We start from the raw sequence: 13318 nt of genomic DNA, 5'->3' as shown, positions 1-13318 counted from the left end.
CGGTATTCCTCAGGCTTCCGGCAGCTTTGCCAGCAGGGCTTCGAGTTTCTCGGTCGCCAGCTGTACCTTTGCCGCCAATTGATGGTTCTCGGCTTCCAGCTTGCCCACACGCGTGCGCAACTCGCGGTTCTCGCCCTTGAGTCCGCTGTACTGGCTGATGAGTTGCTCGAGTTGGGTCTCGAGCCGGGTGAGTTCTGCGTCCATGGCTTGGATGGTAGCGGGGGGAGAATGACGCGGTCAATAAGCCGGGCGAACCCGGTGCGATGAGCCCCCGAAGGGGCCCGGTCCAACGATTGCTCAACGCTGCACCTGCGTCACGTCACGCACCGCGCCGGTGTCGGCCGAGGTGGTGAGCGCCGCATAGGCCTGAAGGGCTGCGGAGACGTAGCGCTCGCGGCTGACCGGCTTCCATGCCGCACTGCCCTTCGCCTCCATGGCGGCACGGCGGGCGGCGAGTTCTTCGTCGCTGATCGCCAGCCGGATGCTGCGATTCGGGATGTCGATCTCGATCACGTCACCGTCCTCGACCAGCGCAATCGCGCCGCCGCATGCTGCTTCGGGCGACGCGTGGCCAATCGACAGACCCGAGGTGCCGCCAGAGAAGCGACCGTCGGTGAGCAATGCACATTCCTTTCCGAGCCCGCGGCTCTTCAGGTAGGAGGTCGGATACAGCATTTCCTGCATGCCCGGACCGCCCTTGGGACCCTCGTAGCGGATGATGACCACATCGCCGGCCTGCACCACTTCGCCAAGGATGGCCTCCACCGAGGCTTCCTGGCTCTCGAACACGCGGGCGCGACCCGAGAACTTCCAGATGGACTCGTCCACCCCGGCGGTCTTCACGATGCAGCCCTTCTCGGCAATGTTGCCGTAGAGCACGGCCAGTCCGCCGTCCTGACTGAAAGCATTGGCCTTGCTGCGGATCACGCCCTTGACGCGGTCCATGTCGAGCTCGTTCCAGCGCCGGTTCTGGCTGAAGGCGACCTGGGTCGGCACACCGCCAGGCGCTGCGAGGAAGAAGTCGAACACCGCCTTGTCGTGAGCCTGCATGATGTCCCAGCGCGCCAGGGCATCGCCAAGCGTCTTGCTGTGCACAGTGGGTACGTCGCGATGCAGCAGGCCGGCACGATCGAGTTCGCCGAGAATGCTCATGATGCCGCCAGCGCGGTGCACATCCTCGATATGCACGTCCGGCACCGCGGGTGCCACCTTGCACAGGCAGGGCACGCGGCGCGAGATGCGGTCGATGTCCTTCATGGTGAAATCGATACCGGCTTCCTTGGCCGCAGCCAGCAGGTGGAGCACGGTATTGGTCGACCCGCCCATGGAGACATCAAGGGTGATCGCGTTCTCGAACGCCTCAAAGCTGGCGATCGAGCGCGGCAGTGCAGTGACGTCGTCCTGCTCGTAATAGCGGCGGGCCAGATCGACGATGCGATGACCGGCATCCTTGAACAGCTTTTCGCGGTCGGCGTGGGTTGCCAGCGTGGTGCCGTTGCCCGGCAGCGACAGGCCCAGCGCTTCGGTCAGGCAGTTCATCGAGTTGGCGGTGAACATGCCGGAGCACGAACCGCAGGTCGGACATGCCGAGCGCTCGATGGCATCGACTTCTTCGTCGGAGCAGTTCTTGTCGGCCGCCTTCACCATCGCGTCGACCAGATCGAGCGAGATGACCTTTGCCTCCCACTTCACCTTGCCGGCTTCCATCGGGCCACCAGAAACGAAGATGGCCGGGATGTTCAGACGCAAGGCAGCCATCAGCATGCCCGGGGTGATCTTGTCGCAGTTCGAGATGCACACCAGCGCGTCTGCGGTGTGAGCGTTGCACATGTACTCGACGCTGTCGGCGATCAGGTCGCGCGAAGGCAGCGAATAGAGCATGCCGCCATGACCCATGGCGATGCCGTCATCGACCGCGATGGTATTGAATTCCTTGGCTACGCCGCCGGCCTTCTCGATCTCCCGTGCGACCAGCTGCCCCATGTCCTTCAGGTGCACATGCCCCGGCACAAACTGGGTGAAACTGTTGGCGATGGCGATGATCGGCTTTTCAAAGTCACCGTCCTTCATGCCGGTCGCGCGCCAGAGCGCGCGGGCGCCCGCCATGTTGCGGCCGGCGGTGGAGGTACGGGAACGATACTGGGGCATGACGGCGCTCCGGAAATTCTGCAGGAAAGCCGATGATTCTAACCCCGCAACGGGCACTCCGGAACATTGCGATTGCCTGTTCGCCAGCATCCCTGCACAAACGCCCGCCGGACGGCGGCAGAAAAGCGTCATCGCACCGTAACCGCGACGTCACCGTGTCGCAACGCAGAGTTTCGAGAATGGTCACACCCCAAATCGGAAAGGGACGCACGCCATGCTCCAGACCCGCCAGCAAGTCGCAAACCGCCCCGGCCGCAATTTCCACGTCGGACTCGCCACCTGCGACACCGAGATTCTCGAAGCACAGAAGCTTCGCTACCGCGTATTCGCCGAAGAGATGGGCGCCCGCCTTTCCACCCGCACGCCGGGTGTTGACCGCGACATCTACGACCCCTTCTGCGAACACCTCATCGTGCGCGACGAAGACGCCGGGCGCATCGTCGGTACCTATCGCATCCTGTCGCCGTCCGCCGCATGCAAGGTCGGCGGCTACTATTCGGAAAACGAGTTCGACCTCACCCGACTGCAGCACCTGCGCAACCGCATCGTCGAGATCGGCCGCTCCTGCATTGACCCCGACTATCGCAGCGGCGCCGTCATCACCCTGCTGTGGTCCGGACTCGCCCGCTACATGAAGGAAAACGGCTACGGCTACCTGATCGGCTGCGCATCGGTCAGCATGGCCGACGGCGGCCACACCGCGGCCAGTCTGTATAATCGCCTGCGTGAAACGCATCTGGCTCCGCTTGAATACCGCGTATTCCCGCGGCTTGCCTTGCCGCTCGACATGTTGCGCGGCGACCTGCCTGCCGAGACGCCCCCGCTGATCAAGGGCTACCTGCGCGCAGGCGCATGGGTGTGCGGTGACCCCGCATGGGATCCGGACTTCAACACGGCCGACCTGCCACTGCTGATTCCGATGGACAAGGTTTCGGACAAATACGCCAAGCACTTCCTGGGACGCAAAGACTGAACACCAACATCGCCAGCGCACCGCGCACCCCACCCAGCCACGCCGCCAGCCCAGCGCTGCTGCGTGGCTGGCGCCGTTTGCGCGTGGGACTGCATCTGGCCCGCGGCGTGCTCACGGTCGCACTGGTCTATCCGCTCAGCGGCGACGCCACACGTTTGCGCCTGCGTCAGCGCTGGTCGCGGCAGCTGCTGAACATCCTCGGCATGGCGCTTCAGCCCGGCGGCTGCGAGATCGCACCGGGCAGCATGCTGGTGGCCAACCACGTGTCGTGGATCGATATCTTCGTCATCAACGCACTTGCGCCCTCGGCCTTCATCTCCAAGCATGAAGTCCGCGCCTGGCCGGTCATCGGCTGGCTGGCAGCGCAAAGCGAAACCGTCTTCCTGCGCCGCGGCAGCCGTGGCCACGCGAAGATCGTCAACGCAGAGATCGCGTCGCTGCTTGGCGCCGGTCGCAACGTCGCGGTGTTTCCAGAGGGCACGACGACCGATGGCAGCCATGTCCTGCACTTCCACGCCGCGCTGCTGCAACCGGCCATCGAAGCCGGGCAGCCGCTGCAAACGCTCGCGTTGTCCTATCACCTGGAAGACGGCAGCCCGAGCCGCGCCCCTGCCTATGACGGCGACCTCAGCCTGGGCGAATGTCTGGACAATATCCTCGCCCACCGTCGCCTGGTCGCACGTATCATCGTCGACATGCCCCTGGCGACCACGCCGGACAGCAGCCGTCGCGAACTGGCGCATCAGACCCGGGAGATGATTGCGGCAAGAATCGGCGCAGGCACGCAGCATGCGCCAGACGGGCAGAAGACAGCGATCGGCCCGGCCTCGTCGATGCAGCCGGAAACGGCCTGAGGCTTCGCCTGCCCCCTGATGCGCTCAGGCGGGAACCTGAAACACCTCGTCGTCGTCGAGTCGCACTGCGGTGAGCTTGCCACCCCAGACACAGCCGGAGTCGAGTGCAAGCAGGCCTTCCGTGCGGTAGAACCCGAGCGCCGACCAGTGACCGCAGACGATTGTGTGAGTGCGATTGAAGCGGTCCGGTGCAGCAAACCACGGCACGGTACCGGCCGGTGCCTTGTGCGGAGGCCCCTTGCCACGCAACGCCATGCGCCCGTCAGGCGTACAGAAGCGCATGCGCGTCATGGCATTCACGATCACGCGCAGGCGCGGCCATCCCTTGAGTGACTCGTCCCAGCGGTCAGGGCGGTCACCCGCAAGGTGCAGCAGAAACTGGCGCGCATCGGGGCCCGTCAGCGCCGCACTCACTTCGGCTGCCAGCGCCTGCGCCCTGGAGATGGTCCATTGCGGCAGCAAGCCCGCATGCAGCATCACGTGATCGCCCTCGACGTGCATCAGCGGCAGGCCTGAAAGCCAGTGCAGCAATTCGTCACGGTCGGGCGCCTCGAGTACCTGGTACAGCGTATCGTCCTTGTCCCGGCGCTTGTCGCCGGCGCCGAGCATCAACAGGTAGAGATCATGATTGCCGAGCACGACCTTTGCCGAGTCGCCCATCTCGCGCAACGCGCGCAGCACCTGCACCGACTGCGGCCCGCGATTGACCAGATCGCCCACGACCCACAGGCGGTCAGCCGCTGGGTCGAACGAAATCTTCGCCAGCAAGCGCTGAAGCGCGTCGTGGCAGCCCTGAATATCGCCTATTGCGTACGTTGCCATCGCCCGGAGGGTGTGGGAAAAAGAGGTTGGCCGAGGAGTCTACCCGACTAATGTGACAAAACTGAACTCGGCACACCGATTTAGCCTCCGCCGACGATCAGTCCGCCCCGGTCAGACCAGCATAGAGCGCGCGGTACTGGTCGATAACCGCCGCCTCCGAGAAATCCTTCTGCACCCGCACAAGTCCTGCCTGCACCAGGCGCTGTCGCAGCCCCGCGTCACGCAGCAACTGTTCGATGCCGACCGCCAGTGCCGCACTGTCGTCGCAGGGCACGACCCAGGCATCCTCACCGTGGCGCGCAATCTCGCGCGCGCCCCTGAATGCCGTCGTGAGCAGGGGCTTGCCGTGGCTCCAGGCCTCGAGAATGACATTCCCGAGCGTCTCTTCGTCGCGCGACGGAAAGACCACCAGATCGGCGGCCTGATACCAGGGCGCGGGGTCGTGCTGCCACCCGGCCCAGTGAATCCGCCCGGCCACCCCGGCCTCGGCCGCCTGCCGCTGCAGGGGGAGCAGACGTTCGCCGTCCCCCAGGATCACAAGGCGCACGCGCCGCCCCGCAACTTCCGCCGGCGCACGCCGGAGCGCATCGATCAGGAAGCGGTGGCCCTTGACCTCGACCAGGCGTCCTGCGGTCACCATCATGCAGTCGCTATCGCTCAGGCCGATCTGCTCACGCAGCGCGATCCGCTCGGCTGCGCCCGACGCCTTCACCGGCTCGGCAAAGTTGGTGATGTGAAACACGCGGCTCGCGGGCAGCCCGCCTTTGACCATCCAATCGCACAGCCCCCGGGTATTGCCGATCCAGGCATGCGCATGGCGAAACGGATCGAGCCGGTAATAGCCGCCGAGCCGTGCCACATGCACCCTGCCCCTGCCCGGCCGGATATGCGTCAGCCGGGTTGCCCTGCCCATGTAGGTCTGCACGATGCGCGCGTCGCTGCCCGCAATAAGGCGCGAGACTTCGACCCGGGACAAGGGGTCCCACACCGTGCGCAAGGGCAGTTCGTAGAACGGGACCCCGGTCAGATGGCGCCGGGCGAGCGCCGAACCGGTGCGCACGACCGCCTCCACCTTCTCCTGGCGCCGCGTCATCGCACCGAGAAAGCGTGCGAACCAGCGCTCCGCGCCGCCCATCTCGGCGCTGCCGATGAGATGCAGCGTCTTCATCAGGCCGCCATGCCTGCAGGACGAAGCACCTGCTGCGAGGCCAGCACCTTGCGATAGACCGCCAGATTGCCTTCGCACATCGCATCGACCGAAAACTCGCGCAGCATCAGCGCACGGCCGGCCGCCCCCATGTGCTCGCGCAGCACCGCATCGCCGAGCAGGCTGTTGATTGCTGCAGCCAGGCCCGCAACGTCGCCGGGCGCTGTCAGCAGCCCGTTGAGGCAGTGGCGCACCGCCTCGGGTATTCCGCCGGCACGGCACGCAACGATCGGCACCGCAGCCGCCGCAGCCTGAAGCAGCGACACCCCCAGCCCCTCGAGATCGGCCGGATGCACCAGCAGGTCGAAACAGCCGATGACCGCAGGCAGATTATTGACGAAGCCCATCAGGCGGACATTGCCCTGCAGCCCGCGCTCGGCGATCACCTCGCGCAATTCAGCCTCAAGCGGTCCGCGCCCGTAGATCAGCACCTGCGCGCCGGGATGACGCACGAGCACTGCGTCAAGCGCCTGCAACAGGTGGCGGTGACCCTTGCGCCGGATCAACTGCGCGACCATGCCGATGATCGGCGCGTTCGCCGGCAGCCCGAGACCCGCGCGAAACACCGCCTTGTCGTAATCGCCCAGGTAGGGACGAGGATCGACCGCGCTGCGCACGCAACTCACCCTGCCTTCGCTCAGGCCTTCATCGAGCAGGACCTTGCGAATACCGTCCGAGATCGCAATCACGTGCTCGTACATCGCATACTTGGGGCGGACGAGCCACTGCGGCTCGGGGTTGTCCACCCTGCGCGACAGCACCGCCGGCACTCGTCCGAGCATGGCGGCGACACCGCCCCACAGGTCGGCTCCGCGCCGGCTGTGAATATGGACGATGTCGGGCGCCTGGGCTGCGATCAGGCGCCGCAGTCGCAGCCCCATGCCGACATCGGCATCGCCCTTCATCTTCATCTCGAACACCTCCGCGTGCGGACGTGCCAGCGTTGCGATGTGCGCGCCTGTGGGACAGGCCAGCAGGTTCTCCACCCCGTGACGCTTGAGGCCCTCCATGATGTGCAGCACCTGTTTCGCCCCCCCATAGAGGTGACGACCGGATTCGACGTGCAGGACTTTCATGATGGAATCTCCACCTTCAGGACGTTGCGCGCCTCGTCGAGAACGCGCGCGGGCTCAATGTCCCGCATGCAGGGAAAGGCGCCGTCGCAGCCCGGGCTGCGGCGACAGGGGGAACACGCGAGGCCAAGCCAGATCACGCGCGCATCGGGCCGCCCGCCATCGAGGTAAGGTCGGGTGGAACCGAACAGGGTGACGAGCGGCCGCTTGAATGCCACAGCCATGTGCGTCAGACCGGTATCGACGCCAATCACCAGCGCCGCCTGCTCGACGATGGCTGCGGCTTCCGGCAGCGCGGTATCGCCCGCGAGCGCAACCGAACCGGGCGCGGCCTGCGCAATCCGCCGCGCCGCGTCACGATCAGCGGGGCCGCCCAGCACCACCGCCCGCATGCCAAGTTGCTGCTGCACACCAGACGCGAGCGCACGCCAGGCGTCTTCGGACCAGTGCTTCTGCGGTCGAGTGGTAAAGGGCGCAAAGACGACATATCGCCCGGGATCGATGCCGTGCTGCCGGAGCATGTCGAGCGCCTTGCGCTGCACCGTCAGCGCCAGGCGCAGGCGGGGGTGAAAATGCTCGGTATCGAGCCCGAGAACCTGCGCCAGATGCCGGTACTCGGAGCTGATCTGCCCCGGCGTGCCTCCGGCCGGCACCACTCGCGTCATCAACAGCTGACTGCCCTCGCGCGAGCCCAGCCCGATGCGCTGGCCCGCGCCCGAGAGCCAGGTCAGCCAGCCGCTCTTGAGCAGACTCTGCAGATCGATCGCGGTGTCGAAGCGACGGGCCTTCAGCGCCCGCGAGAATTCGCGGATGCATGCGGCCAGCTCACGGTACTGCCCGGACTGCCACAACTGCCTCCATGCAGCCTTGGGCCACAGGATGAGCTCGTCGATACAGGGGTCGGCTTCGAGCAGGCCATCGATACCCGGCTCAACCAGCCAGGCGATATGCGCTTCCGGGTAGCGCTGGCGCAAGGCGGCCACGAAGGGCGAGGCAAAGACGATGTCGCCGATGGCCGAGGTGCGCACCAGCAGGATGCGGGACATGCCAGGACTGACCAGGCTTTCCGGCAGGACCTCGGGCGCACTCATGGGCAGGAACGGCAATCGCGGGCGGTGTACATTCCGGCGATGCTGAAGCCCCGGGATTGCAGGAAAATGGCAGTCGCGTGACGTTTCGATGCACGCCATCCCGAGCCCTGATTCCGCCCCCCGTCGACTGCAACGACCCGGCATTCGCGTAGAATCTTCGCCCCATGAAACCCGATCGGAATGCTGGAGCAGCCCCGCAGCGGACGTCGCTGATGTCATTCATTGCGATCGTGCTGGCACTCAGCCTGTATCGCGTTGGCGTCATCGCGCACCTCGGACTCGACCCCTACGTCGATGAGGCTTACTACTGGGGATGGGCGCAGTCACTGGACTGGGGCTACTACTCCAAGCCCCCCATGATCGCCGCGCTGATCGCCGGCTCGATCCAGCTTTTCGGCGATCACCTGCTGGCGATCAAGGCCCCGTCGCTGATCCTCTACCCGGCCACCGCAGTGGTCATTCGCCAGCTCGGCTGCACGTTGTTCGACAATCGCGTCGGCTTCTGGTCCGGGCTTGCCTTCCTGACCATGCCGCTCACCGCCACCCTGGGCCTGTTCGTCAGCACCGACGCACCGCTGCTGTTCTTCTGGGCGCTCGGCATGCTGCTGCTGTGGCGCACACTGCAGCGGGGCACGGTGCAGCAATGGGTGGGGCTCGGGGTCGTGTGCGGCCTTGGCCTGATGTCGAAATACACCATGCTGGCCTTCGTCGGCTCGGCTTTTCTCGTCCTGCTGGCCGATGCCGACGGGCGTCGTCAGCTGACGCGACCCGGCCCCTGGATTGGCGCCCTGGTCGCGCTGGCGATTCTGACTCCCAACCTGTGGTGGAACTGGCAGCACGACTTCCCGACCCTCCGCCACACGGCCGAAATCACCCGTATCGGTGTTGGCGAGCGGGGCTGGAACATGGATGAGTTCGTCGAGTTCGTCGGCGCACAGCTGATCTCCTTCGGGCCGCTGCTGATGGCCGGCCTGCTGTGGGCCTTTCTTCGCCCGCAGCCGGGCTGGGTCGAGCCGCGCTTTCGCTTCCTGCTGCTGTTTTCCCTGCCACTGCTGGTGATCGTCAGCCTGCAGGCGCTCACCGGCCGTGCCAACGGCAACTGGTCGGCCCCGGTGTATGTTTCCGCCAGCGTCCTGGTGATCGCCTTTCTCGCGCAGCGGGCCAGATGGAAGCTGGCGATCATTGCAGTCGCACTCAACGCGGTGCTGGGCATCGCCGTCTATCACTGGCCGGACATCGTTCAGCTCGCGGGCAAGACGCTCAATGGCCGTAACGATCCATACAAACGGGCGCGCGGCTGGAATGAGCTGGTCGGGCAGGTGCGCCCGCAGCTCGCAGCCCACCCCGACGCGGTGCTGGTCGGCGACGATCGCGAACTCCTGGCGCAGCTGATCTACGGCCTGCGCCCGAGCCGCTACGCACGCTGGCAGGCGGACCCGCACATCATCGACCACTACGGCCTCACCGTGCCGCTGGGCACCACATCGGGCGACCCGGTGCTGTTCGTTTCGATCAGGCCGGACATCGGCGACACCGGCGCCTGTTTCGAATCAGTTGAAAAAATCGCGGACGTCGACGTCGCGGTTTATCAGAATTTTCACAGGAGGGTGTCAATATGGCTGCTTAAGGGCTTCAAGGGCTATTGAAAAGCAGCACATGCACAACGCACTCTCAACACCTTCGCGCCGGTTCCGTACCTGGCTGGACATGCATCTGGTCGACCACGGCTGCGTACGCGCGATCTACAACAATTTCTATCCGCTCGGCGGCGGCATGTATCGCTGCAGCCAGCCCAGCCCGCGCCAGATCCGCAAGTACCGCGACCGTTACGGCATCCGCAGCATCATCAACCTGCGCGGCGTGCACGACTACGGCTCGTACTTCTATGAAGAAGAAGCCTGCACGCAACTCGGCATCAGGCTGATCAGCGTCAAGCTGTATTCCCGCACCCCGCCCTCGGTGGCCGAGATACACCGCATGCGCGACATCTTCGCCGGCCTCGAGTATCCGGCCCTGATCCACTGCAAATCGGGCGCCGACCGCGCCGGGCTCGGCGCAGTGCTGTACCGCGTACTGCACCTCGGTCACCCGGTGAGCGATGCCATCAGCGAACTGTCGTGGAAGTACGGCCATTCGAAACGGGCCAAGACCGGGATCCTGGATTTCTTCTTTGCCACCTATCTGGCGTACAACGCGACCCGGCCCATCGCCTTCATCGACTGGGTTGACACCGTGTATGACGAACAGGCGCTAAAGGTGAGCTTTCGCGATGAGGGCTTTTCCAGCCTGATCGTGGACAAGGTCCTGCACCGCGAATGAAAGACTCGCTTTCGCTCTACCGCCGCCTGCTCGGCACGCTGCGCCCGTATCGCAAGGTTGTGGTGCTGTCGGTGCTGGCCATGGTAGCGGCTGCCTCGCTCGAACCGGTGCTGCCCGCCCTGCTCAAGCCGCTGATCGACGAGAGCCTGATCGGCAAGAACCACACGGCACAGTGGCAGATCCCGCTGTTCCTGATGCTGGCCTTTCTCGGCAAGGGCATCGCCGAGTATGTCGCCAACGTCTCGAGCCAGTGGATCGCCAACAAGGCCATCACCGACCTGCGTCAGGCGGTGTTCCGCCACCAGCTTCACCTGCCGCTGTCCGTGCACCAGGCCGAGTCGGGCGGGCGCATGCTGTCGCGCATCCTGTACGACATCCCGCAGGTGGGTGCAGCCCTGTCGAACGCGTGGATCATCGTCATCCGCGACAGTTTCGTGATCCTCGGCCTCACCGCGTATCTGGTCTATACCGCCTGGGAACTCACCTTGCTGATCCTGGCCATTGCACCGGTCGTGGCGTGGCTGATCCGGGTAGCGAGTCGCAAGCTGCGCGGCTCGAACCGCGACATGCAGCTCACGACCGGCCGTGTCACCGGCGCGGTGGAGGCCTCGCTGTCGGGTATCCGCGAGGTCAAGCTGTTCGGCACCCACGACTACGAGGACGAGCGCTTCGCCAGCCTTGCCGAGCGACTGCGCAAACAGACCATGCATACCGTCCGGGTGTCATCGGCCAACGCGCCGCTGGTGCAGGTCCTCGCCGCAGCGGCCGTGTCGGCGGTGATCTGGACCGCGTCTGCGCTCTCGGCGGAAAACAGGTTGAGTCCGGGCGAGTTCGTCTCCTTCGTCACCGCGATGTCGATGCTGTTCGAGCCGATCCGGCGCCTGACCAACATTAACGCGGTCATCCAGCGCGGACTCGCCGGCGCGCAGAGCATTTTCGAACTGCTGGATACCGCCGTCGAAACAGACACGATCGACACCACCGGCGCCACGCGCCCCCGCGCACGCGGTGAACTGTGTTTCGAGCAGGTCGGGTTCGGCTACCCGGGGCAGAACGGGCTGGCCCTGGACGGCTTCGACCTGCGCGTGCATCCGGGCGAAACGATTGCGCTGGTCGGCGCATCGGGCAGCGGAAAGAGCACGCTGATCAATCTCATCGCACGCTTCTTCTCACCGCAACACGGCCGCATCCTGCTCGACGGCGAGGCGCTCGACACGCTGCCGCTGGGCTGGCTGCGCGCGCAACTGGGCTGGGTCGGCCAGCATGTCGTGCTGTTCGACGACAGCGTCGCCGCCAACATCGCCTACGGCCAGCCGCAGACCGCGATTGCTCAGATCGAGGCCGCCGCGCGCGCAGCCCATGCGTGGGACTTCATCCAGGCCCTGCCCGAAGGTCTCGCCACCCGTATCGGCCCCAACGGCAGTCAGCTCTCGGGCGGCCAGCGCCAGCGCATCGCGATCGCCCGCGCCTTTCTGCGCAACGCCCCCATCCTGTTGCTCGACGAGGCCACCTCGGCGCTCGACAATGCGTCGGAGCGCGCGGTCAAGAACGCGCTCGACACGCTGCGCAAGGATCGCACCGTGCTCGTCGTCGCCCACCGTCTGTCGACGATTCGCGATGCGGACCGCATCGTGGTGATGGAGCACGGCAGGATCGTGGAGTCGGGCACGCACGAAGCACTGGCCGCAGCCAACGGAAGCTACGCCCGCCTGCTCGCCAGCGGTACTGACATCGCCCCCGCCACCACCGCCGAACCTGCAGCGGCACCGCAGCCGGCGCCCTGAACAGAACGCCATGCCGGGCACCACCGCACTCTACTTCGTCGCCTCACCGCTGCAATACCTGGCCGCGCGCCGCATCGCTGCCACGGCGGAAGCCGGTAGCCGCCAGGTGCTGATCTGGTACAAGCACGGCGTCGTGTCGATCATCCAACCCGGGGAATGGGACGCGGCAAGCTACATGTCCTGGCCGCGCTGGGAGCCCCTGCCGGGCGTGTTCGGACGGCACCGCCGGCTGCGCGCCAACATCGGCCTCGTCGCCGGGCTCGTCGGCCAGTGCGACACCCTGCACATCCACAGCGCGGTGTTCGACACCGAGGCCATCAACTACTTCCTGCGGGCGCTCCCCAGGGCCTGCGGCGCACGGACGATGCGCGCACGCATCCTGCCCGACGGCATCATCAGCACCCGCCGCTACCCGCTGAGCGCAGGCAAGCGGCTGGCCCAGTACGCACGCAAACTGCGTCGACTGATCGCCCCCGAGCTCGACTACTGGTGCTTCGACGGCGACCGCATCGGTTCAGACGCGGCCTTCTGTGACCGCATCTACGTGCTGCCGGGGCTTCCGCACGAATACCCGGCGCAAAAGGTGCATGTATTGCCGCCACTGGTCGAACCGGCCGCAGGGCAATCCGGCCCGGCCGGCACTGGCCGACGAGCGCTGGTGATCGGGCAGCCGCTCACCGGCTTCGAACTCATGTCGCCGGCCGATCTCGCCGCGGTAACGGGCGAGATCCGCGCCTGGCTCGCAGACCATGGATTCGACGCCATCGATTACAAGGGGCACCCCAAGGATGCACAACGGGAACTCGCCCATCCCGACTACCGCGTCATCACCCCCGAGCAGACCCTGGAAATGTTCATGGCCGGCACGCATTACGATGCGGTTGTCGGCGTGCGCTCCTCGGCACTGCTGTTCGCCCGCCAGCTCTACCCGGCAACAACGCTGGTCGAGGCCTTCGGCTGGTCGCGTATCCGCTTCAAATCCACCGCAGAGAAGCAGAACATGGAGCGCACCTTCGCCGCGCTCGGCGTCGCCACGCATCCCTGAAC

General features: G+C 65.8%; 12 protein-coding genes. 6 read left to right on the top strand and 6 right to left on the bottom strand.

Translation table 11 applies throughout. From position 1 onward, the window contains the following. Positions 1-9: 9 nt before the first annotated feature. Positions 10-204, bottom strand: a complete 195-nt coding sequence (gene zapB, locus CEW83_RS17655; protein WP_108950517.1) for a cell division protein ZapB — start codon at positions 202-204, stop codon at positions 10-12. 93 nt (positions 205-297) lie between these two features. Beyond that, complete coding sequence (ilvD, locus tag CEW83_RS17650; protein WP_108950516.1) at positions 298-2148, bottom strand: dihydroxy-acid dehydratase; 1851 nt, start codon at positions 2146-2148, stop codon at positions 298-300. A gap of 214 nt (positions 2149-2362) precedes the next feature. Here ilvD and CEW83_RS17645 point away from each other — a divergent pair, with 214 nt between their 5' ends. Both CEW83_RS17645 and CEW83_RS17640 read left to right on the top strand, forming a co-directional pair. Next, entirely contained in the window at positions 2363-3121 is a 759-nt protein-coding gene (locus CEW83_RS17645) for a GNAT family N-acetyltransferase (RefSeq protein WP_108950515.1), read from the top strand. Positions 3122-3204: 83 nt separating this feature from the next. Continuing rightward, positions 3205-3975: a lysophospholipid acyltransferase family protein gene (locus CEW83_RS17640; protein WP_420094083.1), complete on the top strand. Its 771-nt coding sequence runs from the start codon at positions 3205-3207 to the stop codon at positions 3973-3975. A 24-nt stretch (positions 3976-3999) separates the two neighbouring features. Here CEW83_RS17640 and CEW83_RS17635 read toward each other — a convergent pair whose 3' ends face one another. From CEW83_RS17635 to CEW83_RS17620, 4 genes are all read right to left on the bottom strand, one after another. Further along, positions 4000-4797: a symmetrical bis(5'-nucleosyl)-tetraphosphatase gene (locus tag CEW83_RS17635; protein ID WP_108950513.1), complete on the bottom strand. Its 798-nt coding sequence runs from the start codon at positions 4795-4797 to the stop codon at positions 4000-4002. Positions 4798-4894: 97 nt separating this feature from the next. Continuing rightward, on the bottom strand, positions 4895-5965 hold the full coding sequence (locus CEW83_RS17630) for a glycosyltransferase (RefSeq protein ID WP_108950512.1): 1071 nt from the start codon (positions 5963-5965) through the stop codon (positions 4895-4897). Then, positions 5965-7080, bottom strand: a complete 1116-nt coding sequence (locus tag CEW83_RS17625) for a glycosyltransferase family 4 protein (RefSeq protein ID WP_108950511.1) — start codon at positions 7078-7080, stop codon at positions 5965-5967. The genes CEW83_RS17630 and CEW83_RS17625 overlap by 1 nt, the downstream gene beginning before the upstream one ends. Continuing rightward, positions 7077-8168, bottom strand: coding sequence for a glycosyltransferase family 9 protein (locus CEW83_RS17620; protein ID WP_234418891.1), 1092 nt, complete (start codon positions 8166-8168; stop codon positions 7077-7079). The genes CEW83_RS17625 and CEW83_RS17620 overlap by 4 nt, the downstream gene beginning before the upstream one ends. 212 nt (positions 8169-8380) lie before the next feature. On the opposite strand from CEW83_RS17620, the gene CEW83_RS17615 reads away from it, so the two are divergent. Genes CEW83_RS17615 through CEW83_RS17600 form a run of 4 tightly spaced genes read left to right on the top strand, consistent with a single transcriptional unit; the run spans position 8381 to position 13316 of the window. Then, a complete protein-coding gene (locus tag CEW83_RS17615) occupies positions 8381-9814 on the top strand; it encodes an ArnT family glycosyltransferase (RefSeq protein WP_159099491.1) in 1434 nt (477 codons plus the stop codon). Positions 9815-9824: 10 nt separating this feature from the next. Continuing rightward, positions 9825-10487 carry a tyrosine-protein phosphatase gene (locus tag CEW83_RS17610; protein WP_108950509.1) on the top strand — a complete coding sequence of 221 codons (663 nt, stop codon included), beginning with the start codon at positions 9825-9827 and terminating at the stop codon, positions 10485-10487. After that, positions 10484-12271 carry a lipid A export permease/ATP-binding protein MsbA gene (gene msbA, locus CEW83_RS17605; protein ID WP_108950508.1) on the top strand — a complete coding sequence of 596 codons (1788 nt, stop codon included), beginning with the start codon at positions 10484-10486 and terminating at the stop codon, positions 12269-12271. Before CEW83_RS17610 ends, msbA begins: the two co-directional genes overlap by 4 nt. A gap of 10 nt (positions 12272-12281) precedes the next feature. Then, positions 12282-13316, top strand: a complete 1035-nt coding sequence (locus CEW83_RS17600; RefSeq protein ID WP_108950507.1) for a polysialyltransferase family glycosyltransferase — start codon at positions 12282-12284, stop codon at positions 13314-13316. Positions 13317-13318 lie beyond the last annotated feature (2 nt).

This window comes from Parazoarcus communis (assembly GCF_003111645.1).
GTDB classification, from domain to species: Bacteria; Pseudomonadota; Gammaproteobacteria; order Burkholderiales; family Rhodocyclaceae; genus Parazoarcus; species Parazoarcus communis_A.
This window is presented reverse-complemented; position numbering and strand designations above follow the sequence as displayed.